Source organism: Microbacterium sp. C7(2022) (assembly GCF_028823665.1).
Taxonomy (GTDB): Bacteria; Actinomycetota; Actinomycetes; order Actinomycetales; family Microbacteriaceae; genus Microbacterium.
On record NZ_JAPEHV010000006.1, the window covers coordinates 152,893 to 177,242 of the forward strand.

The 24,350-nt window shown below is 66.3% G+C and carries 19 protein-coding genes; 7 read left to right on the forward strand and 12 right to left on the reverse strand.

Features of this window, described 5'->3' with window-relative positions:
* Positions 1-125: 125 nt before the first annotated feature.
* Positions 126-2,048: an anthranilate synthase family protein gene (locus tag ON062_RS11105; protein WP_274647206.1), complete on the forward strand. Its 1,923-nt coding sequence runs from the start codon at positions 126-128 to the stop codon at positions 2,046-2,048.
* Between the two features lie 10 nt (positions 2,049-2,058).
* Here ON062_RS11105 and ON062_RS11110 read toward each other — a convergent pair whose 3' ends face one another.
* Positions 2,059-3,381, reverse strand: coding sequence for a site-2 protease family protein (locus ON062_RS11110; RefSeq protein WP_274647207.1), 1,323 nt, complete (start codon positions 3,379-3,381; stop codon positions 2,059-2,061).
* An 80-nt stretch (positions 3,382-3,461) separates the two neighbouring features.
* On the opposite strand from ON062_RS11110, the gene ON062_RS11115 reads away from it, so the two are divergent.
* The 3 genes from ON062_RS11115 to ON062_RS11125 all read left to right on the forward strand — a co-directional run bounded on the left by ON062_RS11115 (position 3,462) and on the right by ON062_RS11125 (position 6,616).
* Positions 3,462-4,067, forward strand: coding sequence for a hypothetical protein (locus tag ON062_RS11115; protein WP_274647208.1), 606 nt, complete (start codon positions 3,462-3,464; stop codon positions 4,065-4,067).
* Between the two features lie 83 nt (positions 4,068-4,150).
* Positions 4,151-4,867, forward strand: coding sequence for a DUF1775 domain-containing protein (locus ON062_RS11120; protein WP_274647209.1), 717 nt, complete (start codon positions 4,151-4,153; stop codon positions 4,865-4,867).
* Positions 4,868-4,960: 93 nt separating this feature from the next.
* On the forward strand, positions 4,961-6,616 hold the full coding sequence (locus ON062_RS11125; RefSeq protein ID WP_274647210.1) for a Mur ligase family protein: 1,656 nt from the start codon (positions 4,961-4,963) through the stop codon (positions 6,614-6,616).
* 19 nt (positions 6,617-6,635) lie between these two features.
* Here ON062_RS11125 and dxr read toward each other — a convergent pair whose 3' ends face one another.
* Positions 6,636-7,724 (reverse strand): 1-deoxy-D-xylulose-5-phosphate reductoisomerase, encoded by a 1,089-nt coding sequence (dxr, locus tag ON062_RS11130; protein ID WP_274647211.1) that lies wholly within the window; start codon positions 7,722-7,724, stop codon positions 6,636-6,638.
* Between the two features lie 25 nt (positions 7,725-7,749).
* Positions 7,750-8,691 (reverse strand): FKBP-type peptidyl-prolyl cis-trans isomerase, encoded by a 942-nt coding sequence (locus ON062_RS11135; protein ID WP_274647212.1) that lies wholly within the window; start codon positions 8,689-8,691, stop codon positions 7,750-7,752.
* A gap of 194 nt (positions 8,692-8,885) precedes the next feature.
* Between ON062_RS11135 and ON062_RS11140 the strand changes: the two genes are divergently transcribed.
* On the forward strand, positions 8,886-9,602 hold the full coding sequence (locus tag ON062_RS11140) for a 1-acyl-sn-glycerol-3-phosphate acyltransferase (RefSeq protein WP_274647416.1): 717 nt from the start codon (positions 8,886-8,888) through the stop codon (positions 9,600-9,602).
* Here the strand turns inward: ON062_RS11140 and ON062_RS11145 are convergent.
* Entirely contained in the window at positions 9,571-10,056 is a 486-nt protein-coding gene (locus ON062_RS11145; RefSeq protein WP_274647213.1) for an OsmC family protein, read from the reverse strand. The two genes, ON062_RS11140 and ON062_RS11145, sit on opposite strands and share 32 nt — an antisense overlap.
* A 52-nt stretch (positions 10,057-10,108) precedes the next feature.
* On the opposite strand from ON062_RS11145, the gene ON062_RS11150 reads away from it, so the two are divergent.
* The gene (locus ON062_RS11150) at positions 10,109-11,098 is read left to right on the forward strand and encodes an asparaginase (RefSeq protein ID WP_274647214.1); all 990 of its coding nucleotides are present in this window, start codon (positions 10,109-10,111) and stop codon (positions 11,096-11,098) included.
* Positions 11,099-11,154: 56 nt separating this feature from the next.
* Positions 11,155-12,273, forward strand: coding sequence for an alanine dehydrogenase (gene ald / locus ON062_RS11155; protein ID WP_274647215.1), 1,119 nt, complete (start codon positions 11,155-11,157; stop codon positions 12,271-12,273).
* 37 nt (positions 12,274-12,310) lie between these two features.
* Here the strand turns inward: ald and ON062_RS11160 are convergent, their stop codons facing one another.
* The 8 genes from ON062_RS11160 to ON062_RS11195 form a co-directional block, all read right to left on the reverse strand.
* Positions 12,311-13,852, reverse strand: coding sequence for an APC family permease (locus tag ON062_RS11160; RefSeq protein ID WP_274647216.1), 1,542 nt, complete (start codon positions 13,850-13,852; stop codon positions 12,311-12,313).
* Between the two features lie 63 nt (positions 13,853-13,915).
* A complete protein-coding gene (locus ON062_RS11165; RefSeq protein WP_274647217.1) occupies positions 13,916-16,765 on the reverse strand; it encodes an FtsK/SpoIIIE domain-containing protein in 2,850 nt (949 codons plus the stop codon).
* A 93-nt stretch (positions 16,766-16,858) separates the two neighbouring features.
* A complete protein-coding gene (locus ON062_RS11170) occupies positions 16,859-17,644 on the reverse strand; it encodes a PP2C family serine/threonine-protein phosphatase (protein ID WP_274647218.1) in 786 nt (261 codons plus the stop codon).
* Between the two features lie 57 nt (positions 17,645-17,701).
* On the reverse strand, positions 17,702-19,750 hold the full coding sequence (locus ON062_RS11175; RefSeq protein WP_274647219.1) for an ABC transporter ATP-binding protein: 2,049 nt from the start codon (positions 19,748-19,750) through the stop codon (positions 17,702-17,704).
* Entirely contained in the window at positions 19,747-21,480 is a 1,734-nt protein-coding gene (locus ON062_RS11180; RefSeq protein ID WP_274647220.1) for an ABC transporter ATP-binding protein, read from the reverse strand. The genes ON062_RS11175 and ON062_RS11180 overlap by 4 nt, the downstream gene beginning before the upstream one ends.
* Before the next feature lie 109 nt (positions 21,481-21,589).
* Entirely contained in the window at positions 21,590-22,588 is a 999-nt protein-coding gene (locus ON062_RS11185) for an aldo/keto reductase (RefSeq protein WP_274647221.1), read from the reverse strand.
* 73 nt (positions 22,589-22,661) lie between these two features.
* Entirely contained in the window at positions 22,662-23,414 is a 753-nt protein-coding gene (locus tag ON062_RS11190) for a large exoprotein (protein WP_274647222.1), read from the reverse strand.
* Positions 23,415-23,559: 145 nt separating this feature from the next.
* Positions 23,560-24,309 carry a YaaA family protein gene (locus ON062_RS11195; protein ID WP_274647223.1) on the reverse strand — a complete coding sequence of 250 codons (750 nt, stop codon included), beginning with the start codon at positions 24,307-24,309 and terminating at the stop codon, positions 23,560-23,562.
* Positions 24,310-24,350 lie beyond the last annotated feature (41 nt).

Consider the following 24,350-nt stretch of genomic DNA (forward strand, 5'->3'; position numbering starts at 1 on the left):
TTCGGCGCATGTCCACGCACACGTCATGGTGGCTCACCGCATAGGCGGTGGGTTCGTGCGACCACAGACCGCCTCCGGGCGGTCTTTTTCGTAGGGCTGGCCGCCCCCACGACGAAAGATCGACGATGACCGGGTACACCCCCTCCTCTCTCTCCGAACTGGCCGCCAGCGGCGCGCCGTTCGCCCTCATCGCGCGCGATGCGACGACCGTGGAGTTGCTACTCGGCGACGTCGTCGATGTCGAGCACCTCGCCGACATTCCACTCATCGATGCTGCAGGAACGCCCCGTGAAGTCCTCGCGATGGTGCCGTTCCGCCAAGTACGCGAGCGCGGGTTCGAATGCCACGACGACGGTGCGCCCTTGCGTTGCCTTGTCGTGAACGAGCACGTCGCGATGGGCCGAGCCGCGGTGATCGAGGCGCTTCCGAACGCGTCGATCCCGCTTGATGAGCCGGGCTTCGACATCCCCGACGAAGAATACGCCGACATCGTACGGCGCGTCATCGCAGACGAGATCGGCCGTGGCGAAGGAGCGAACTTCGTCATTCGCCGCGACTTCGTTGCGGGAGTGGGGGCGGATGCCGCGACCGCCGCACTGACGTGGTTTCGCGCCCTTCTCGAGCACGAGCGTGGCGCGTACTGGACATTCGCCATCGTCACCGCCGATCACGTGGCCGTGGGCGCGAGCCCCGAGGCGCACGTCAGCGCGCAAGACGGCGTCGTCACCATGAACCCGATCTCGGGCACGTTCCGTCACCCCGCCGGCGGCGCGACAGCCGAGACACTGACAGAGTTCCTCGAGTCAACGAAAGAGACCGAAGAACTGTTTATGGTCGTCGACGAAGAACTCAAGATGATGAGCGCCGTGTGCTCGGACGGCGGGCGCATCACCGGCCCGCATCTGAAAGAGATGTCACGCCTCACGCACACCGAGTACGTCCTGCGTGGCCGGAGCCGACTCGACCCGCGCGACATCCTTCGCGAGACGATGTTCGCGCCGACCGTCACCGGCTCCCCCATGCAGAACGCATGCACGGTGATCACCCGTCACGAACGCACGGCACGCGGCTACTACTCGGGTGTCGCCGCACTGTTCACGCCGCGCGCGGTCGCAGACCCCGCAGATCCCACCCATGACCTGGACGCGCCGATCCTGATCCGCACGGCGTATCTCGTCAACGGTCGGTTGCGGGTTCCCGTCGGTGCGACCCTCGTTCGTCACTCAGATCCATACGGCGAAGTCGGCGAAACCCATGGCAAGGCCGCCGGCGTCCTTGGTGCGATCGGCGCAATTCCCCGCGAAGTTCTCGCTCCATCGCCCGATGTGATCGACGAAGACGCTCCTGCGCCCCAGCCTCGACGTCTTGCCGACGATCCTGCCATCGCCTCGTTGCTGGGATCCCGCAACGCACGGCTCGCAGCCTTTTGGCTGAATCCGCAAGAAGACGCAGCCGGCCCGTTCGCCGGCCGATCCGCGGTGGTTGTCGACGCAGAGGACCGATTCACCACGATGCTCGCCCATCAGCTGCGACACCTCGGCCTCGACGTCAGCATCGCGCCATGGAACGAGGTGACCGACGCGGCCCTCGACGCGGCCGAACTCGTCGTCGCGGGGCCCGGCCCCGGCGACCCGCGTGATCAGGCGAGCGCCCGCATGCGCCGCATGCGCGAAATCGTGGCACGTCGGCGATCGTCGGGCGCGCCCTTGCTCGCCGTCTGCCTGAGCCACCAGATTCTGGCTGACTCGCTCGGCATCGATCTCCGCCCCCTTGCTGCTCCCCACCAAGGTCTGCAGAAGTCGGTCGATGTCTTCGGTGTCCCCGCGTCGATCGGGTTCTACAACACCTTCACCGCGCACGTTACGCCCGGAACTGACCGCGTGGGCGTGGCCGAGGTGTCGGCCGACGAGGACGGCGCCGTGTACGCGCTCCGGGGGCCCGGGTTCGCATCGGTGCAGGGCCACCTCGAGTCCATCCTGTCCCGCGACGGCATGGCGACTCTCGAGCGCCTCGTCGGGGTGGCGTTCGCCCCGGCGGCCACCCGCTGAGTGCTCAGGCTCAGAACAGCGACAGCGGGTTCACCAGGTCCGAGATGATGAGCACAGCGCTCATCACGATCAGTCCGACGACCACGACGAAGGTGACAGGCACGAGTTTCGTCGCGTCGACGGGCTTGGGCGCCGGTCGGCCCGTCAGTTTCGCCCACGTTCGCTTGATGCCATCCCAGAGCGCGACGGCGATGTGACCGCCGTCCAGCGGAAGCAAGGGCACGAGGTTGAAGACGAACAGCGCGATGTTCAAGGACGCCAGAAGGGACAGTAGTCCCGCGACGCGGTTGAGCACCGGCGCGTCAGCGGCGGCGACCTCCCCCGCGATCACGCCCGCACCCACGACGCTCAGCGGCCCGTTCGGGTCGCGCTCCTGGCCGGTGACGGTAGCGACCCCCGTCTCCCAGACCTTGACCGGGAGCTGCCAGATGATTCCTGCTACGGCCTGGACGTTATCGGCAGCCATCTGGGCACCGGCCCATATCGGCTGGCGCTCGAAGCCCACCTCTTGGCGGATGCCCGCCACTCCCACTACCGCGGTCTCGGGCGTACCGTCGTCGGCAACCACGGGCTGACCGTTATCGTCGTACACCTGCTGCTCAACGGCCACGGGTGTCATCACGAGGGTGTACTCAGCGCCGTCACGAAGCACGACGATTTCCATGCGCTCATCGGGCGATGCCTTGATGGCATCAGATACCTCGGTGAACGTCGACACCGGCTCGCCGTCGACGGCGATGATCTCGTCCCCGGCAGCGAATCCGGCCGATGCAGCCGGCGCGACCGGATCGCTCGCCGCGCACTCGGTCCTGCCGGCATCGGCAGGGATCACGCACTCGTTCACGCTGGCCACGGTCGTCGTGGCGGTCTGGATTCCAATGCCGGACAGCAGGATCGTAAACAGCACGATCGCCAGCAGGAGGTTCATCACGGGGCCACCGAGCATGATGATGACCCGCTTATACACAGGCAGTCGATAGAACACGCGATCGTCATCGTCGCCGATCAAGGTTTCATCGTTCGCCGCCCGGGCATCCTGCACCATCGTCGCGAAGAAGCCTCCGCCCGCGCGCCCCTCGGCGCTGGCCGACGCAGCCGGTGGATACATGCCCGCCATCGAGATGTAGCCACCGAGCGGGATGCCCTTGATGCCGTACTCGGTCTCACCGCGGCGACGAGACCACAGCGTGGGGCCGAAGCCGACCATGTATTGCCCGACGCGCACGCCGAATTTCTTCGCCGGCACCAGGTGGCCGATCTCGTGGAGCGCGATCGAGACGGCTAGCCCCACCACGAGCAGGACGACACCGACAATGAACGCGACAATTTCCACACGCTCACGGTACCTGCCCCAACCTACGAGTTGGCCCAGACTTGCCTCGCCCACCACGTAGTCTGGGCGGGGAGGAATCGATGCACGCACGTCGTCTGCGCGCGCTCCGCGGCGCATCCGCGGGCACCGTCGCGACCCTCCTGGCCGCCACGTCTCACACGATCGCCGGGGGCGGCGCACCGTCGCCGGCCCTCGTGTTCGCGCTCGCTGTTCTGAGCGCACCGCTCTCAGTCGCGCTGGTCGGTCGCACACTTTCGGTGTGGCGCGTGGCGCTGACCGTGATCGCGAGCCAAACGCTCTTCCATGGGGTGTTCTCCCTCACCGCGGCTGGTGTCAGGGGTGACGACGCGGCGGGAATCTCTCATCTGCATAGCGGTGCCCACCACAGCCTGGTGACGTTCGACGCGTCGTCGAAGGCGTTCGTGATCCCCGACTCGGCGATGCTCGTCAGCCACCTGGCGGCCGCGGTGCTCACGCTGCTCGCGCTGTACTTCGGCGAGCGGATGCTCCGCCGAATCGCCCGCGGGGTGCGATCCGTCCTGGCCCGCGCTGAGGTCGGCGCAGCGCTCGAGGTCGTCACCCGCCGACCGCTCTCCTCACCCGTCGTCGTCGCCGTCGCGATGGCGACCGCTCTTTCCGATGTCTCGCGGCGCGGGCCGCCACTCCTCGTCACCGCAGCGCACTGACGCTGCGACATACTCGGGCCGGCATCCGCCGCGCTCGCACACAGTTCGGCGCGCCCACGGCGCGCCGGTGACGAAAGACAACCATGAACACTGCATCATCGACCCCTGTCCGCCGCCGTACCCTCGCTGCCGCTGGAGTGGCCACAGGCCTCGCCCTCGCCCTCGGAGTCCCGCTCGCAGCTTCGGCCCACGTCCATGTCGATCCCAGCGAAGCCGGGGCGGGATCGTCCGAAACCCTGACGTTCTCGTTCTCTCACGGGTGCGACGGCTCACCCACCACCGCTCTGGTGATCGACATCCCCGACGCCGTTGCCACGGTGACTCCCATCGTCGACGGCGCGTGGAGTATCGACCGTGTTCTCGGCGACGACGGCATCGCCACGCAGGTGACGTTCACCGCTCTCACACCCGTCGAGGACGGCCTCAAGGCGACGGCCAGCATGGCTGTCACCTTCGGTGAGGCCGCGGCAAACTCCGATGTGGCCTTCCCCGTGACGCAGCAGTGCGCCGAAGGGGAAACGGTCTGGGGCCAGGTCGCCGCTGAGGGTGAAGACGCGGACGCCCTCGACACACCGGCACCGGTCGTCAGCGTCGGTGACTTCACCGAGGAAGACGGCCACGGCCACGCGGCAGCGGAGTCAAGCGACTCCGACGAGTCGCACGAGCACGCGGCATCCGACTCTGCGAGCGAGAGCGACGCGGCAACGACGGCCGCGCTGTGGCTCTCAGCCGGAGCACTGGCCGCAGCGGTCGCTGCACTCGTGGTCGCGCTCGTGCGCGGCCGCACGCGCCGGGGCTGACAGGCCGCCCGGCGCGGCTGGCCGATCGTGGCCAGCCGCGCCGGGCACTTCCTGCTCTTCGCGCACCAGGCGGGGTGAGAAGATAGACGAGCCATGCCGAATGACACGCCTTCGAACCTTCCGCCGGTTCTGCGCCCCCAGTCCCCGCCGACGCACGCGTTGTCTGATCTGGCGTCGCGCTTCGCGTCTGACGTACGAGGCGACGTCTCGGGCATCAACCTGACCGGCATCAGTCTCGCTACCGCTGACTTGCGCCCCGGCGACGTCTTCGTCGCCGTCAAGGGTGTCAATCGTCACGGTGCCGAGTTCGCATCGGATGCTGTCGCGCGCGGTGCGGTGGCGATCATTACGGATGCCGCGGGAGCCGATGCCGCGGGAGCCGCCGGTGTGCCCGTCCTCCTTGTCGAGGATCCCCGGGCTGCGCTTGGGGCGCTCTCGGCGTGGGTCTACTCAACGGGGCGCGACGACGCGCTCCCCACCTTGCTTGCCACGACCGGCACCAATGGCAAGACCAGCGTGTCGCACCTCCTCGAGGGCATTCTCGGCCAGTTGGGCGCCGTGACGGGCCTGTCATCGACGGCCGAGCGGCACATCGCCGGCGAGATCATCGTGTCGCGCTTGACGACACCCGAAGCCTACGAAATGCACGCCCTGCTGGCGCTCATGCGCGAGCGCGGCGTCGAAGCTGTCGCCGTCGAGGTGAGCGCCCAAGCGCTGAGCCGACGCCGTGTCGACGGCATCGTGTTCGACGTCGCGGGCTTCACGAACCTCACTCATGACCATCTCGACGACTACAGCGACATGCGCGAATACTTCGAGGCGAAGTTGCCCCTGTTCCGCGCGGATCGGTCGCGTCGAGCGGTGGTATGCGTGGATGCCGCCACCGGCGCCGAGGTCGTCGCTCGCAGCGAAGTGCCGACCGTGACCGTGGGAACGCCCGCGATCGCTTCCGATCCGGATGCCGCGGCAGCCGCCGATTGGGTCGTCGACATCGTTGAAGAACGTCAGGACGGGACGCAGTTCACGCTGACCTGCCGCGACGGCCGCGCCCTCACGACCACGGTTCCGGTGATCGGGCGCCATATGGCCGCGAATGCGGCGCTCGCGATCGTCATGATCCTCGAGGGCGGCTACGCGTGGGATCTGATCGTCGACCGTCTCGACGGCCGCCGGATCGATGCCTACCTGCCCGGACGCACACAGCGCGTCTCCGGCGAGAGCGGACCCGCCGTGTACGTCGACTTCGGCCACTCGCCCGATGCGTTCGAAAAAACACTCGCTGCCGTGCGGCGCGTGACTCCGGGCAAGGTGGTGATGCTGTTCGGTGCGGACGGCGATCGCGACGCAACCAAGCGTCACGACATGGGTCGGACCGCCGTCGAGGGGAGCGACATTCTCATCGTCACGGATCATCACCCCCGACACGAAGACCCGGACAGCATTCGCGCCACCCTCATCGACGGCGCTCGCCGCGCGCGGCCGGACGCTGATATCCGCGAGTTCTCGCCACCCGAGCGGGCGATCATCGAGGCCATCGCCTTGGTCGGCGACGGCGACGCGATTCTGTGGGCCGGACCCGGCCACCAGGACTATCGCGACATTCGGGGCGTGCGCACCCCCTATTCGGCACGGGAACTCTCACGCCGCGCACTGGCGGAAGCAGGATGGCCCGTCCCGGATCCGGTGTGGCCCGTCCCCTACCCTGACGACGAAACTCCGGTCTCCGACCCGCTGCGCCCGCGGTACTGAGCGCCGATCACCACAACGTTCAACCCTGCGCGGCGCGGATCGCAGCATCCGCCGCCGCGCGAGCCCATTCCTCCGCATCAGCGAGCGACTCCCGCGAGAGCACCTCGGGGGCCTCGTGTGCATCGACGACTCGCTCGATGATGTCGAGGATGCCGGTGAAGCTCAGTGCACCGTCGTGGAAGGCGTCCACCGCTTGCTCGTTGGCGGCGTTGAACACCGCGGGGAACGTCCGACCCGCCCGCCCGACCTTCTTGGCCAGCTTCACCGCGGGGAATGCCTCTTCGTCCAGCGGTTCGAACGTCCAACTCGTTGCCTGCGTCCAGTCCAGTGGTCTGCCGACTCCTGAGACTCGGTGCGGCCAATCCAGCCCCAGCGAGATCGGCAAGCGCATGTCTGGCGGCGAGGCCTGGGCGATGGTGGAGCCGTCCGTGAACTCGACCATCGAGTGCACGATCGACTGAGGGTGCACCACCACGTCGATCTCGCTGTAGGGCACGTCGAAGAGAAGATGCGCTTCGATCACTTCGAGCCCCTTGTTCACCAATGTGGCGGAGTTGGTCGTCACGACGCGCCCCATGTCCCACGTCGGGTGTGCAAGTGCCTCGCTCGGCGTAACTCCGTGCAGCGCCTGGCGTGTACGCCCTCGGAAGGGCCCGCCCGATGCGGTGAGAACCAGCCGACGCACTTCGAACCGTTCCCCGGCTCGCAGAGCCTGCGCAATCGCCGAATGCTCCGAATCCACGGGCACGATCTGGCCAGGCGCAGCGAGCGCCGTCACCAGGTCTCCCCCGACGATCAATGACTCCTTGTTCGCCAGCGCCAACGTTCGACCGCACTCGAGCGCGGCGAGCGTAGGCCCGAGGCCGACGGAGCCGGTGATGCCGTTGAGGACCACGTCCGCGTCGACATCGCGGACGAGCTGCTCCGCTTCGTCGGCACCCAGCGCGACGTGCTCGACGCCGAACTCATCGGCCTGCGCCTGAACGCCAGCGCGATCTGTCCCGGCGGCGAGCCCGACGACATCGAATCGTGTGGCGTGTGCCCGAATGACGTCGAGTGCCTGTGTACCGATGGAGCCAGTGGAACCGAGGATCAGGACGCGACGCATCTGCTCAGCCTACTGAGCGGCTCGCCTACGCGGCGTGCTGCGTGCCGAGGATGTCGACGACGAAGACGATGGTCTCGTCCTGCAGCTCGTGACCGTCGCTTGCCCCGTATCCGAACTCCGGCGGAATGACCACCAGAACCTGCGAGCCGACCGTCTGGCCGACGAGCGCCTGACTGAATCCCGCAACCACCCCAGATGTCGAGAACGACGTGGGTGCACCGCGATCCCAGCTCGAGTCGAAGACGGTGCCATCTGACCACTTCACACCCGTGTACTGGACCATGACCGAGTCGCCCTCGGCGACGACCTCGCCGCCACCGACCTTGAGCTCAGCAATCTCGACATCTGTCGGCGGCTCCTCGTCGGGAATCGTGATCGTGGGAGCACCGCTTTCGTCGAGCTCGACCGTCGGCATGCCCGCGACCGGCTCCTGCGGTTCGCCCCACGCAGCGGCGGGCACGACAGAGAGCAAGTCGAGAATGTAGACCTCTGCAGCAGCCCCATCGTCCGAGGCGGGGAATGCGGCGACGACACGGGTTCCCGGGGTGGCGCAGCCGAAGAGCTGGCCAAGCGGGTTGTCCGCCGTGATCTGCTGCGGCAGGGCGGTGCTGTCGTCGTATCCGAACGAGCCGATCTCATCACCCGTCTCGGCGCTGTACACCGTGAGCGCGTAGCTGACGAGGTCACCATCGCTGACCGGGTCACCTGATCCCTCGACGACCACCGTCCGCTGGAGTTCCTCGACCTCGAGCGGAGCGTCGAAGGAAAGGGTGGATGCTTCGCCCACCTCGCCCTCGACGGTGAGCGAGTCGCTCACCGAACCCGATGCGACAGCTGCGGCGCACAGGTCTCCGGCCGCGTCTCCCGTCGACGTGGGGTCTGCTTCGGTGTCAGACGCCGTGCAACCAGCCAGGACGGCGACGGACAGAGCCGCGATGGATGCGGCGGCGAGCGGGCGAATGCGCACGATGATTACCTCTTAGCTGTCAGGGGTGAGTTTCCATCCTCCCTCAGAATCCTATTCATGGGCTGAAAGTCGCCATGCCATTGCGTGCATGCGAACGGGGGTAGCCTCGATGGGTGACTTCTGACCCTGCTATCGATGGCGATCCGGCCGCTGAAGACGCCGCGTCATCCACGCCCGATGAGGCTGTAACGCGCATGGGTGCGACCTATGCGCTGGGCCGCATGGTGATCACGCCGCTCGCGCGCGTCATCTATCGCCCCCACATCGAAGGCCGCGCGGATGTGCCGAAGACCGGCCCGGTGATCTTCGCGAGCAACCACTTGTCGTTCATCGATTCCATTGCGATCCCTGTCGCCGCACCTCGCCCCGTGCACTTCTTGGCGAAGTCGAGCTACTTCGACGGATCCGGTCTGTCGGGCTGGGCGTCCAATCAGTTCTTCCGCGCGATCGGTGCGATCCCCGTCCAACGCGGTGCCGGCCAAGCCGCACTCGATGCTCTCGATCAGCAGCGACGCCTCCTTGACGGCGACCGCGCCGTCGCCCTGTACCCCGAGGGCACGCGTTCGTTGGACGGGCGCCTGTACAAGGGTCGCACCGGTGTCGCATTCCTTGCGTTGCAGACCGGCGCTCCGGTCGTGCCCGTCGGCCTCATCGGCACCGACAAGGTCATGCCTGTTGGCGCCAAAATGCCGTCGCTGCGCCACCGCATCACCGTGAAGTTTGGGAAGCCTCTCGAACTTGGACACCACGGGCCGGCGACGTCAGGACGCGCGCGTCGGCTTGCCACCGACGACATCATGGCGGCGATCCACGCACTGTCAGGCCAGGAACTCGCGGGCACCTACAACGAAGTGCCCGCACAGACCCCGATGGAACGCATCAAGCAGGTTCTGCCCCACGAACGGCGATAGTGGGCTCGTGGCGAACCGGGAAGTTGACCGAGTTCGCGATGAAGCACCACTCGTGTGCCTGAACATGGGCGGTACGCGCAGCATCCACCATCGACTCGTCGGTAACGGTCACCATCGGTCGCAGCACGACCTCTCGAAACGCACCGCCCCCGCGACCGTCTTCGACCATCGTTCCGGATGCCTCGTCGTGGTAGTCGACGACGACGACCCCCACACCCACGCATGCGTGCAGGTACGACAACAGGTGACACTCGCTGAGCGCCGCGAGCAGCAAATCTTCGGGGTTCCAGCGCGAACGGTCGCCGCGGAATGGCCTGTCGGCTGACGCCAAAAGATCCGGCTTTCCTGGAATCTCGAGGGTCACCGCACGGTCGTAGTCGCGATATCCCGACGTGCCCGTTCCGCGGTCACCCGTCCACGTCGCTCGGACGGAGTATCGGTGCTCGCCCCACATGATGCACAGTCTGTCATGACGCAGCACCACGGCACGGCGGTAGGCTGTGAGCGTGCCGCAGACTTTCGCCGCAGCCGATGCTGTCGAACTCGCCGTCGTCGAACGCAGCGGATTCGTCGAGTCACGCCACTCCGGCATCGCCATCGTCCTGAACCCTGATGGCACCATCGCCGAAAAATTCGGAGACCCTGGATCGCTGATCCTTCCCCGATCGAGCATGAAGCCCCTGCAAGCACTCGCCTGCCTGGCAGCGGGGGCACCGTTGGAGGGTGAGCGCCTGGGCCTCGCAACGGCGAGCCACTCCGGCACGGATCGACACGCGGCCGTTGTTCGCGACATCCTCGCTGTCGCCGGCCTGGGCGAGGACGACTTGCAGTGCCCACCGTCGTGGCCCGGCGATCGCACTACGCGAGACGAGATCGTCCGCGAACTGGGGGCACCCCAACGCGTGCGGATGAATTGCTCCGGCAAGCACGCGGCCATGCTTCTGGCTTGCACGACCAACGGGTGGGACACGACGAGCTATCTCGACGTTGATCACCCGCTACAGGCGTACATCCGTGAGGTCGTTGAACGCCTCACCGGGGAGAAGGTCGCTGCGACAGCGATCGATGGATGCGGCGCTCCCGTCTACGCCATGACACTGTTCGGTCTGGCCCGAGCCATTCACCGCATCGGAAACTCCTCGACCACGTCCCCGTTCGCTTTGCATCGCAGTGCCGGCACCCTGGTACAGGCCGTCCGCGATAATCCGTGGACGATTCAGGGCCCGGACTTGCCGGACTCGATCGTTACCGCACAGACGGGAGCGTTCAGCAAACACGGCGCCGAAGGCGTGCAGGTGATGGTCGCCCCCGATGGCACCACCGTCGCACTCAAGATCATCGATGGAAGCAGCCGGGTCGGCGCCGTTGTCGCCCTTCGGCTTCTCGAGCGCGCCGGCGCGCTCAACGCGGCCCACGTTTCCGCCGCGACCTCCATGCTCCCGCTGTCGATCACCGGCGGCGGACACGACGTCGGGGCCATCCGCCCCGCCTTCTAGCAACGCTCCTCCGAGGAGCCCGTTCGCTCCAACGACGGAGCGGAAAGGATCGCGACATGAGAATCGGTGTTCCTACCGAGGTCAAGAACAACGAGTACCGAGTGGCACTCACGCCCGCTGGCGTGCACGATCTCTCAGCGGCCGGGCACGAAGTGCTCGTCCAGCGCGGAGCGGGCGCAGGCTCTTCGATGCCTGACGCCGAGTACAGCGCAGCCGGCGCGGTGCTCGTGGAGGAGGCAGCCGAGGTCTGGGAGCGCGCGGAGCTTCTCTTGAAGGTCAAGGAGCCGATCGCTTCCGAGTACGGGCACTTCCGCGAGGACCTGACGCTGTTCACCTATCTGCACCTTGCCGCCGACAGGCCGCTGACCGAGCGTCTCATCGACGACCGAGTCACGGCGATCGCGTATGAGACCGTGCAAGCACCGGGCGGCGGCCTGCCGTTGCTCGCCCCGATGAGCGAGGTCGCCGGCCGCCTGGCTCCGATGGTGGGCGCTTCGACCCTGCTTCGCTCAGCCGGAGGCCTGGGATTGCTGATGTCGGGCGTTCCGGGTACACGTCCGGCCGCAGTCACAATCATCGGCGGAGGCGTTGCCGGCGCGAACGCCGCCGTGATTGCCGTGGGGCTGGGCGCCGATGTCACAATATTCGACACGAACGTGCAGCGGCTGCGGTACCTCGATGATCACTTCCAAGGTCGCGTCAAGACAGCGGCATCCAACCCTCTTGACCTCGATCGAGCCGTCGTAGGCTCAGACCTTGTCATCGGCTCGGTGCTGATCCCCGGTGCGAAGGCACCCAAGCTCGTGACGAACGAGATGGTGTCGCGGATGCGCCCCGGCTCGGTTCTTGTCGACATCGCTGTCGATCAAGGTGGATGCTTCGAAGACACACGTCCGACGACACACGACGATCCGACCTTCCGTGTTCACGACAGTGTGCTGTACTGCGTGGCCAACATGCCAGGTGCCGTCCCCAACACATCGACCTCCGCGCTCACGAACGCGACTCTCCCCTACGTGCGGCAGCTCGCACGCAAGGGGTGGCGTTCAGCCCTGCGCGACGACGCGGGACTCGCGGCGGGACTCAACACCGTCGAGGGCACCGTCGTCAATGCGGGTGTCGCGCTCGCCCACGACCTACCCGTCCACTCGCTCGCGGACGCTCTGAACCAGTAGCGACTCCGCTGCGTCGGGGAGCGTCTCGCGGGTCGACCTACCCGCGGGACTCTCCGGTGTCGCGAAGCTGGGCGCCGTCTTCGGGAACGAGCACGCGAGTATCTCTGTTGAGGCTCTCCCCGCGGAAGAACGGCCGCGCGGCGGGGAAGGCGAACCACAGCAGCATGAGCAGCACACCGACCGCCAGCGATCCGACACCGAGCACGAACGTCCCGCCGATGCCGAACAACACCGTGTACCCGTAGTCGACGTCGTACATGTCGATGGCCGACTGCACGAACGCCCCGGTCAACATGAGGGCACCCAGCAGCGGCAGCAGACCCTTGTAGAAGAAGTCGCGCGTCGATCGGAAGAGATCCTTGCGGAAGAACCACACGCTCGAGTACCCGGTGATCGCGTAGTAGAACGCGATCGCCAGCCCCAGCGAGAGGATCGAGTCCTGCAGGATGTTGTCACTGATCAGCGTCATGCCGATGTAGTAGAGACTCGCAACGATACCCATCACGAGCGTGGAGAACGACGGCGTGCGGTAGACCGGATGGACCGTCATGAACCGGCGCGGGAGCGCGCGATAGGCCGCCATCGCCAGCGTGCCGCGCGCCGTCGGCAGAATGGTCGTCTGGGTGGAAGAGACAGCCGAGATGAGTACGGCGACGACGAGCACCCAGCCGAACGGACCCAGCAATCCGTCCTTGATCGCCAGGAAGAAGTCGTCTGCGTTGGCTTCGTTGCCGAGTCCCAGGGCGTCGTCGCCGATGCCGGCATACATCATGGCGGTGACGGTGACGGTGACGTACGTGAAGAGCAGAATGACCGTGGTCAAGAGCGCCGCGCGACCGGGGATACGCTTCGGGTCCTTCGTTTCTTCATTGAGTGCCAGGCACGTGTCCCACCCCCAGTAGATGAACAGGGCGAGCAGAACAGCCTCGGTGAACCCGCTCCAGTCCGTGAACGCCGCCGGGTTGAACCACTCCCAGCTGAATGCCGTGGGATTGGGCGCGGAGCCGTCGAAGTACTGCCAGAGCGCCGCCACAACGAAGATGGCGAGCGCGATGTATTGGATCGCCAACAGAATGTTCTGCACTCGCTCGCCGATCTCGACGCCGCGCCAGCTCACCCATGTCATCGCGGCGATGAAGGCGACGCCGGTCCCGGTGACCAGCGGAACGTTCTCGCTCAAGGTGCCATCGCCGAACAACGACCAGAAGTAGATCCCCGCGATCTGCGCCAGGTTGGCCAGCACCACCATGCCTGCCACCGCGACGCCCCAGCCGCCCATCCAGCCCACCCATGGTCCGAACGCCTTCGTCCCCCACGTGAAAGTGGTACCGCAATCGGGAACCGCGTTGTTCAGCTCGCGATATGCAAAGGCGATGAACAGCATCGGCACGAATGCCAGCACGAACGCAATGGGTGCCTGCGCGCCGACCGCCAGCACGACCCATCCAAGGGTGGCGACCAGCGAGTAGACGGGCGCGGTCGATGCCAAGCCGATCACGGTGGAACCCCACAGCCCGAGCGTTCCGGTCGCGAGTCCCTTGCCACCGGTGCGGTCGAGGTCAATAGGTGATGTGGCCACGTGATGACGTTATGTGCATGCCCGTCGGCGGTCAACGGCCCCCGAACGACAGTGTGACCCAGATCAGTCTGTGGGCAGGACGATCCGCTTCGCGTCAGCTCCCGCCCGCAGCAGCCAGGCCCGACCTCGACCTGCCTCAAGGAACGGGGGAAGAGCGCGTTGCCCCGCAAGCAAACGGAACTCGGGTGCGCAGGACGCATCGATCACGAAGTCGTGCTCGCCCCGAAGCTCTGTCAAAAGTCGCCAATGACGTTGCCACTCATCCGGCTCACCGACCACCAGCACGCGCTCATCGGAGACCTCAGCCCGCTGCGCGTAATCGTCGACGCCGCACACGATCACACCATGACGTTGCCACTGGCTGAGCGCCTGTCTCGCGGCGGGCGACCTGCGCGCCACGAAACCGGTCAGCAGACCTTCTGGTGACCATTCCGGGAACGGCAACGCGACCGACTCAGTGCGCTCCCGAGGTGCGCTACGCGCCACCTGTATCGGCACGCCTCGGTGAATCGCGCGGCCGGGGGGCGCGTCCGGCGCGTAGTGCTCGGCTTCCCCTCCCGCCGCCAGGTGCTCGCCGCGCGAGGCCATAGGCAGGATCACGCGGTGCGGAAACAGATCGGCGACGCGCGCGATGGCTCCCGTGAGGCGCTGTGCGCTGGCAACGACGAGCTGTCCCCGCCCTCCCGCTCCTCGGACCACCTCTTCGAGGAGCTCTACCACTGCCGGTGCGTACTCCGCGCCGAACCGGGGAGGAATCGTGTCGAGGTCATCGATGACCACCATCGTTCCGCTCGCGGGAGGACGATCGACGAGTTCGGATAGAACATCCCATGTGTGTTCGGCCGAGCGCGGCACCCACACGACGTCGCCGGGCGCCTGCGACGCGACCAGTGCGAGCGCGTTCGATTTGCCCTTTGCCGGCGCACCGAGGAACAGGATGCCCCGATCGGTGACGTCCACGCCGACTGGCCCCTGGTGTTGACGCGCGGGCTCGTCGGCCAGGCCCAGGAGGATGCCGGGGGCATCGGGAAAGCGCGTGCGCAGCTCAGCGAGGGACACCTCACGTGGCAACTCGGGCAGCCACGGGCGCTTGGGTTGCGCACCGCCCCGGTCTCGTACCGCGTCGACGTCCGCCTGGTGGGACAGCGCGACACGAAGGCTGTGGCACCGAACGTCTGCCGCACGGCGGACGAGGGCGCGGCCGCGGCCGGATTCCCCGCCCGGCAGCGCGGCGGCATCCTCCACCCCGAGAATCGCGCGGCTATCTGCCGGGTCGGTCACACGCAAACTCACACGTAGCGGGCAGTTCGCCAGAAGGTTGTCTCGCACGACTCCTGTGATGCGCTGAGTGCCGAGGATCAAATGGATGCCGAGTGCTCGACCGCGCGCGGCCACATCTGTGAACACGGCATGCAGTTCAGGATGGTCGCCCAGCAGAGCGGCGAACTCGTCGACCACGACCACGAGTCGCGCGAGCTCGACCCGAGGGTCGCGCACATCTCGTGCCCCGGCGCGAGCGATAACCGCCTCACGCCACCGTACCTCGGCGCGCAAGCTCTCAATCGCCCTGCGTGCTCCCGTACCGTCGAGGTCGGTGATCACACCCGTCACGTGTGGCACGTCGATCAGGCAGTCGAACGCAGTCCCGCCCTTGAAGTCCGCCAGGAGAAAGTTCACCTCGGCGGTGGAGTACGTCGCACTGAGGGAAAGGACCCATGTGATCAGCAGTTCGCTCTTCCCGGAGCCGGTGACACCGGCCACCACGGCATGAGGGCCGTCGCTCACCAGGTCGAGGACGAGCACGCCCTCCTCGCCGCGCCCCAGTGCTGCAGCAAGTGTTCCGGATGCAGCGCGGGAGCCCTCCGCCAGCACATCGCCAAGCATCACCGGTGCCGCGCCGCCGACGTCCCCTGCCCACGTGAGCTCAGCTCGCTGGTCGAGGACCCGCGCGAAGGCGCCCGCTTGCTCTGCGCTCAGCGCCTCAAGCGAGAGAGATATTCGACTGCCCGCTGCTTCCAGCCAGGCCACGCGCGGTTCACGGGCGGTGACCACGGCGGCGCATCGGGGCGGGAGCGGATCACCTGGCCGCGCACGAGCGAACACGATGTCGGCGTCCGGCACGGCACCGCCGGGTGAGACCAAGGCAAGCGTCCGCTGCGCGTGGAATCGCGGATCGCAGTGAGGAAGATGTGCGGCCCACGAATGCTCCCCGGAAAGATCAGCCGTGATGCGGAGGACGTCGGGCGGCACGATCGCGCACACCTGCATCACCCACGCTCGGAGAACGGCAGCCGCAAGAGGGTCCGGCCCGAGCACCACCGCTCCCCCGCGAGTCGATGCTAGGACGGGTGCGTCCGCCAGCGAGCTTGCGCGTTGACGCAGCCGAAGGGAGTCCGGATCGCTGCCGCCCCCGCTCGTGCGGACAGAGCTCGGTACCGCACCACGGCCAATCACGAAAACGTCTGCGCGCTCGGGCGTCGCGCGCCAAATCTCTGCGTCATCGGCCGCGATCGCCGCGATGTCGGGGTGGTGAGCCCACTGACGGCGGCGCTCGTGCACGTGCCGACGTTCGATACAGGCTTCAATCTCGGCGCGGCGGGTCGCGGCATCCGCTTCAGCTCTTCGCCTTCCCCGCCGCGCGCCCCGTGCCGCATCCACCTGCGCCGCTACCGCGATCAATGGGCCCAGGAGCGCAAACCACAGCATCATCGGCGAACCCGTCACGACCCACAGCACCACGGCGCCGATCAGCGGAACGATGGAAGCGATCAGCGGCAGCGGCGGTCGCGGCGGCGCCGTCCACGGCTCTGGCAGGGCGAGGATCTCATCCTCGTGATCATCGTGTACCAGCGCGTCGAACGTCAACGAAGACGCACGATGTCCGGCGGGAGCGGGAGGGAACGAAGGAGGCACCCGCCCAGTTCAGCGGAGACGGGAACCGATGATCGGGAGTCCGTTGCCGCTGTGGATAACACGCCGCGTACGGCGCGTTGGGGAGGAGCCTGCTCAGTCGTCGGACGCGTCCGCCGACGTGGTGACATCGAGAACGATGATGGTGATGTTGTCGCGGCCACCGTTCTCCAGCGCGGCGCTCAACATCGCATCGACCGCGTCGGCGGGGTCGGTGTTCTCTTCGAGAAAGTGCCGGATGCCGTAGTCAGTGAGCTCCTTGGTGAGACCATCGGAACACACCACGAAACGATCCCCGTCGACGATGTCGAGCTTGACGTAGTCGGGCGTGACGCCGTCTGTGGGGCCGACAGCGCGAGTGATCACGTTGCCATACGGGTGGTTCTCGGCCTCTTCCGGGCTGAGCCGCCCCGACGCGATCAGCTCCTGCACAACGGAATGGTCAGTGGTGATCTGGACGATTGCGCCGTCGCGTACTAGATACACACGAGAGTCGCCGATGTTCAGAGTGACCCAGTGCGGTTGCGTGTCGACAGAATCCAAGTAGACACCGGTGACGGTCGTTCCCGTGCCGTCATCGGTCGCCTCCGGATGTGCGGCGATATCTCTGACCGCCAGCGTGAGTGCCTTCTCGATGGCTTTGGGAGTGACTGCCCCCGCGGCCGCAACGGCTTTCAACCGCTCGATCGTGCTCGCGCTCGCAATCTCACCGCCGACGTGCCCACCCATGCCGTCTGCGACGACGAAGAGCGGGTACTCCGCGAAGACTGCGTCCTGGTTCACCTCGCGACGCTTGCCCGTGTCTGTGACGGATGCCCAATTCAGGTGAACCGGTCCTCTGGCAGTCTCGACAGAGGCGGAGTGGGTGGACACTTCGGGCATGCCGTGTTCCTCCCCCTCAGTGGTCACTGCCGCAACGCCAGTCGACGCCGCGCGTCCTCACATCCTAGTGGGTACGTCTTCGCCTCCCTGGTCTGTGACGTCGTCCGGCGTGCCCACGGCTCCGGCAACGATGTCGAGCGCACCCGTGGGAGGGTCCTCCTCCATGGCGGCTTCGAACTGGGCGTTGTACAGCCGCCAGTACGCGCCGCGGGCCTGAAGCAACTCGTCGTGCGTGCCCTGCTCCACGATTGCGCCGCTCTCCATCACAAGGATGAGGTCCGCGTCGCGAATCGTCGACAACCGGTGAGCGATCACGAACGCGGTGCGATCCGCGCGGAGGCGTGACATCGCCCGCTGGATCAAGAGTTCGGTGCGAGTGTCGACCGAACTCGTCGCTTCGTCCAGGATCAGGATGCGCGGGTCGGCGAGGAAGGCACGAGCGATGGTGACCAGCTGCCGCTCACCGACGCTGAGGTTGGTCGCATCGTCGTCGAGCATCGTGTCGTACCCGTCTGGGAGGGCATGGACGAAACGGTTGACGTATGCCGCGGTCGCCGCAGCGATGAGCTCTTCCTCCGTCGCCCCGGGCCGACCGTATGCGATGTTCTCCCGAATCGTGCCTGAGAAGAGCCACGTATCCTGCAGGACCATCCCGGTGCGTGCACGTAAGTCATCGCGCGTCATCGCCTGCGTGTCGACTCCGTCCAACAAGATTCGACCGGAGTCCACATCGTAGAAGCGCATGATGAGGTTCACCAGTGTCGTCTTGCCGGCGCCGGTGGGTCCCACAATGGCGACGGTGCTTCCGGGCGTAGCCTCGAGCGACAGCGAGTCGATGAGCGGCTTGTCGGCCACGTACCGGAATGCCACGTCCTCGAACGTCAAGCGACCAGCGTCGGCCGCTGCCGTCTCCGGTTCGGCTGCGTCGGGCTCCTGCTCCGGTTCATCGAGCAGTTCGAAGACACGCTCGGCGCTGGCCACGCCCGATTGCAGCAAATTCGCCATCGACCCGAGTTGGCTGAGGGGCTGCGTGAACTGCCGAGAGTACTGGATGAACGCTTGCACGTCTCCGATCGAGATCAGGCCGCCCGCAACCTGCAATCCGCCCACAACCGCGATCGCGACGTACGAGAGATTGCCGACGAACATCATCGAAGGCATGATGATGCCCGAGATGAACTGAGCGCCGAAACTCGCCTTGTAGAGTTCTTCGTTCTCAGCGCGGAATGCTTCTTCTGCTTCTCGCTGGTGCCCGAAGGTCTTCACGATCGCGTGCCCCGAGTACGTCTCCTCGACGCGTGCGTTGAGGATGCCCGTGCTCTTCCACTGGGCAACGAAGAGCTTCTGCGACCGCCGCGCGACCAGAACGGTGATCAGGATCGTCACCGGGATCGTCACCAGCGCAATCACCGCGAGAAGCGGAGAGATGATGAACATCATCACCATCACGCCCACCACCGTCAGGAGCGATACCACCACCTGAGACAGGGTCTGCTGCATCGTCTGACCGATGTTGTCGACGTCGTTCGTGACCCGGCTGAGCAACTCGCCTCGTTGTACGCGATCGAAGTAGGACAGCGGAAGACGGTGCACCTTCTCTTCCACCTGCAACCGCAGGCGATGCATCGCTCGCTGAACGATGCCGTTGAGAATCCGAGCCTGGAGCCATCCGAACAGTGCTGCGAAGACATACACGGCAAGGACGAACGCCAGGATCCACGCCAGCGACGAGAAGTCGATTCCCGCGCCGGGAGTGAAGTCCATCGCCGACAGCATGTCGGCCTGCTCCTGCTGGCCGGCAGCTTCGAGACCTGCGATCACTTCGGCTTTCGTTGCGTTCGCCGGCACCTGCAACGACACGAAGCCCGCGAAGACGATGTTCGTGCCCTCACCGAGAAGCTTGGGTCCGGTGACGGACAGCCCGACGGAAAGCACACCAAGCACGAGGACGAGGATCACCTGCGGGAGATCCGTGCGCAGTGTCCCGAGGAGCCGCTTCGCGCTGGGGCCGAAGTTCTGCGCCTTGGAAACGGGAGCGAGGTTGGTGCTACCGGGCCCTCGGCCGCCTCCCGGGCCGCGAGCGGGTGCCGTGTTGTTGCCGCTCATGCCGCCTCCTCCGCCGCGAGCTGGGATTCGACGATCTCGCGGTAAGTCTCACACGACTCGACCAACTCCTCGTGTGTGCCCAGGCCCACCATGCGCCCGTGATCAAGCACCACGATTTGATCGGCGCCCTGCACAGTCGACACTCGCTGCGCAACAACCAGTCGGGTAGCGTCGGGAAGTTGCCGGTCCAAAGCTCGGCGGAGCGCGGCATCCGTCCGCAGATCCAGGGCTGAGAAAGAGTCATCGAACACGTACACGGCTGGCTGCTTCACAAGTGCCCGCGCAATCGCCAAGCGCTGGCGCTGGCCACCCGACACGTTGGTGCCGCCCTGTGCGATCGGCGCGTCGAGTCCCTCGGGCAACTCCTCGACGAAGTCGCGTCCTTGCGCGATCTCGAGCGCGCGCCACAACTCGTCGTCCGAGGCGTCGCTGCGTCCATAGCGGAGATTGTCGGCAATCGTGCCCGAGAACAGAAATGCCCGCTGCGGGACAAGTCCGATGCGCCGCCAGAGCTCGTCCGGGTCATACTCCCGGACATCCACGCCGTCGATGGTCACCGAACCCGAAGTGACGTCGAACAATCGCGGCACCAGGCCGATCAGAGTGGACTTCCCCGCGCCAGTGGACCCGATGATCGCGGTGGTCGTGCCCGGCTCAACGGTGAAGCTGATGCCGTGGAGAACCGCATCGTCAGCGCCCGGGTAGGCAAAGTCGACGTCGCGGAACTCGATGCGTCCCTGCACAATGGGAGTGGAGGATGCCGCGAGGGGCGCGGCCACGGACGGGGCCGTGTCGAGCACTTCGCCGATACGGTTCGCGCAGACCGCGGCGCGAGGAATCATCACAAACATGAACGTGGCCATCATCACGCCCATCAGAATCTGCATCAGGTACGTGAGAAAGGCGAAGAGCGTGCCGATCTCGACGCCGCTGTTCTGAACCTCGAATGCCCCGAACCAGATCACGGCAACGCTCGAGACGTTCATGACCAGCATGACGGCGGGGAACATCAGTGCCATCAGGTTTCCCGCCCGCAGTGCGGTGTCCATCACGTCATCACTGGCCGCCGTGAATCGCGTGCGTTCCTCGCCCTCCCGCACGAATGCGCGCACCACGCGGATCCCGGTGAGCTGCTCTCTCATGATCTGGTTGACCCGGTCGATGCGCTTCTGCATTTGAGTGAATGCCGGGACCATTCGCCAGACGATCAAGCCGACGATGATGAGCAGGATCGGGATCGCGACTGCCATCAGCCACGAGAGTCCCGCGTCCTGCTGTACCGCCATGATCACGCCTCCGATGGCCAGCATCGGCGCCGAGATCATGAGGGTCGCCGACACCTGCACGAGCATCTGCACCTGCTGAACATCGTTGGTGTTCCGCGTGATCAGTGACGGCGGGCCGAACTGGCCCACCTCTCGCTGAGAGAATGCGACCACCCGGTGAAACAGGTCACTGCGCAGGTCCCGTCCCATTCCCATCGCAAGACGCGATCCGAAGTACACGGCAACGATGGCGCATATGACCTGAACGACGCTGATCGCCAGCATGACACCGCCGGTCGACCAAATGTAGGGGATGTCGCCGGTGACGACGCCGTTGTCGATGATGTCGGCATTCAGCGTCGGCAAGAGCAGCGAGGCAATCGACTGCGCGAGTTGAAAAATGACCACGGCAACGATCAGGGGCCATGCGGGTCTGAGGTAGCGAACGAGGAGAGTGCCGAGCACGGCTATCCTTTCTCGCGCGCGTGTGCTCCGCCACTGCGGTTTGCGCGCACACAGACGTTACGCCCGTTGTCGGACATCGAACAAACGCGCCGCGCCAGATCGCGCGAGATCAGACCTTGGCGCCGGGATCCTCAGGCAGCGGGAAGAGAGCGTCGATCTCGCTCAGTTCCTCCGAGGTGGGCGTCCACGCCGTCGCCGCGGCGGCGTTGGCGCGCACCTGGTCTGCGCTCGTAGCGCCGGCGATCACGCTCGATATCGACGGTTGTGCGAGGAGCCAGCCGTACGTGGCTTGCAGCATGGTGATCCCGCGCGAATCGCAGAATGCGCGGTAGGCATCGAGCGCATCCCATGGTGCGTCCTGCCACACGTGGGGCCGCTGGCGAGAAATCCGGGAGTCCTCCGGCGCGTGCTCGCGCGTGAACTTTCCGGTGAGGAGGCCGTTGTGCAGAGGGAAGAACGGGAAGAACCCCAGGCCGAACCGGCTGACCGCAGGGAGGACTTCACGCTCCGCCGCGCGTGCCAACAGGCTGTAGTGATTCTGCGCCGAGATGAACGGCACCTCATGACGTGCCGCTGCCACGTAGTGCGCTTCCGCGATCTGCCAACCTGACAGATTCGAATGCCCGACGTAGCGCACCTTCCCCTCACGCACCAGGTCGCCGAGCACGCTCAGAGTCTCGTCAATCGGCGTGTGCGGGTCCGGAGTGTGCAATTGGTAGAGGTCGATCCACTCCGTACGCAGCCGGGTGAGCGACCCTTCGACCGCACGCCGCACGTAGCCGCGGGAAGCCTTCGCGCCAGAGGGTGGATACCCCATGTCACGGCCGAAGTGTCCGAACTTTGTCGCGATCGTCACGCGATCCCGACGCCCCACGAGCGCTTCCCCCATGAGAGTCTCAGACAGCCCCGGATCCTTGCCGTACATGTCAGCGGTGTCCAGGAATGTCACACCCGAATCGATGGCGGCATCGAGGACCGCCCGTGTGCCATCCAGGCTTTCGGACCGAGTCCCGGTGCGCCCGAAGTTGTTGCAGCCCAATCCGATCGCCGAAACGGTCAAACCCGATTCTCCGACACGGCGCAGAGGAACTTCGACGGCTTCGCTCATACCCTCACGCTACCGCGACCCGAGGCCCTCACGTCGAATGCCCCTCGCCGTGGGCGAGGGGCATTCGGTCACATCATGCCTTCGGTGGCTCGTTCGCCGGAGGCTCGGTGGCGGGCGGCTCCGTGGCGGGCGACGTCGAAGGCGGCTCTGCTGCCGGTGGCGGTGCGACCGGCGGCTCGGCGGCGGGCGGCTGATAGACCGGAGGAGCCGCCGGCGGCGCGGGAGGCTGATTTGCTGCCGCCGGAGGATATGCGCCCGGAGCCGGCGGCGGGTATGCACCGGCAGGGGGCGGATATGCACCAGGAGCGGGCGCGGCGCCGGCCTGAACAGGGATGCCGTCCCACACCGTGGTGTCTTTCAGGAACGAGTTCGCCCAGGGCGCAGGTGCGACACTCGGGTTCCAGGTCGATCGGCCGAACGCGAGAATACCCAGCCAAATCAAGGTTCCGATGCCGGGGATGATCCACAGCAGAAGCAATGGCCAGTCCTTCGAGAGCTTCAGCCCGATGCGCCAACCGGCCATGACGCCGGCGGCGACGGCAGCCAACGACAGAATCCACCCGATGGCGGGAATCTGCCCCAGCAAAGCGGACGCCGCAACGGCGCCCAGCATGACCCACGGCGACAGATCTCCGAGCTTCGCGAAGATCATCGTGTTGTACACGGGAACCCACGCCCGCCACTTCCCCTGAACGCCTGCTTTCTCAAACAGCTTCATCAAGAAAATGGCGCCGATGATGTACCCGGCAAGCGCGAAGATCAGAAGCAGTGGGATCAAGACCAGCCAGAGCGCGACCAGTCCCCCATATCCATAGTCGTATTCCATCGGAAGACCTCCCAGACGTGCGCGGTCTACGCCACGCGTGCGACGGGGCCGGCGCCCCGTGCCTCACATGCTAGCGATGCGCCCCGTAGCGTGTCAGCCCAAAACACGAATCCGGGGGCTTTCCCCCGGATTCTCCGCGGCGGTGTCAGGCGAAGAGCTCGACTTCGCCGCGGTCGTTGTCGCGTGTGCGCCAACCCGCTTCCTCTGCCCACCGATGGAAGCCGGCGCGCGTCGATACCCGCGGGCGAGACATCGCAAGCGCGCGCACGAGGGCACCCTTGGCGTGCTTGTTGAAGTGGTTCATCGCGCGCACCGCCCCGTCAGCCGACTCCGTCACCACCCGCACGTAGGCGGACGGCGTCGCGGCCGGGACCGGGCCCAACGCGACGTAGGCCTCTGATCGCAGATCCAGAATGAACCGCGACGCTTCGGCGCCCAGCGCGGCCGTCGTGGCATCCCGCCACACGCGCGCTGCAGACCCAAGGCCAGGCAACGACACACCGGCACCCAACCGGTACCGCGGAATAGCATCAAGTGCACCCACCAGGCCGAAGGGCGCAGAGTGAACGCGCACGTGGGCACCGAGCCACCGACGCGCAGGAGCGTCGAGACTGCTCGCGTCGAGCGCGTCGTACAGCACACCCGTGTACCGATCGATCGCCGGCATCGTGGGCGACGTGCGCAATGCAGCGTTCACCGCCACCTCGCCCGCCTGTGAGGGCCCCAGACGCAGAACGCGGCGGCACGCGTCCTCATCGCTCGCCAACTCGACGAGGGCGTCGACGGTGACCGAACGCGCGCCCGCAAGTGACGGGTAGTGCCACGACGTCATGTCGAGCGGTACCCGACGACCGCCGTCACGCTTGGTCTCAGAGGGGGGAAGGAGTATCAGCATCTCAGTGTCCGTACATACGCCGATCGGCCAGCCCCAAGGGA

Coding starts and splice junctions, on each gene's coding strand:
- ON062_RS11105 (WP_274647206.1), top strand. CDS start 126: ATGACCGGGTACACCCCCTCCTCTCTCTCCGAACTGGCCGCCAGCGGC.
- ON062_RS11115 (WP_274647208.1), top strand. CDS start 3,462: ATGCACGCACGTCGTCTGCGCGCGCTCCGCGGCGCATCCGCGGGCACC.
- ON062_RS11120 (WP_274647209.1), top strand. CDS start 4,151: ATGAACACTGCATCATCGACCCCTGTCCGCCGCCGTACCCTCGCTGCC.
- ON062_RS11125 (WP_274647210.1), top strand. CDS start 4,961: ATGCCGAATGACACGCCTTCGAACCTTCCGCCGGTTCTGCGCCCCCAG.
- dxr (WP_274647211.1), bottom strand. CDS start 7,724: ATGCGTCGCGTCCTGATCCTCGGTTCCACTGGCTCCATCGGTACACAG.
- ON062_RS11140 (WP_274647416.1), top strand. CDS start 8,886: ATGGGTGCGACCTATGCGCTGGGCCGCATGGTGATCACGCCGCTCGCG.
- ON062_RS11145 (WP_274647213.1), bottom strand. CDS start 10,056: ATGTGGGGCGAGCACCGATACTCCGTCCGAGCGACGTGGACGGGTGAC.
- ald (WP_274647215.1), top strand. CDS start 11,155: ATGAGAATCGGTGTTCCTACCGAGGTCAAGAACAACGAGTACCGAGTG.
- ON062_RS11170 (WP_274647218.1), bottom strand. CDS start 17,644: ATGCCCGAAGTGTCCACCCACTCCGCCTCTGTCGAGACTGCCAGAGGA.
- ON062_RS11175 (WP_274647219.1), bottom strand. CDS start 19,750: ATGAGCGGCAACAACACGGCACCCGCTCGCGGCCCGGGAGGCGGCCGA.
- ON062_RS11185 (WP_274647221.1), bottom strand. CDS start 22,588: ATGAGCGAAGCCGTCGAAGTTCCTCTGCGCCGTGTCGGAGAATCGGGT.
- ON062_RS11190 (WP_274647222.1), bottom strand. CDS start 23,414: ATGGAATACGACTATGGATATGGGGGACTGGTCGCGCTCTGGCTGGTC.
- ON062_RS11195 (WP_274647223.1), bottom strand. CDS start 24,309: ATGCTGATACTCCTTCCCCCCTCTGAGACCAAGCGTGACGGCGGTCGT.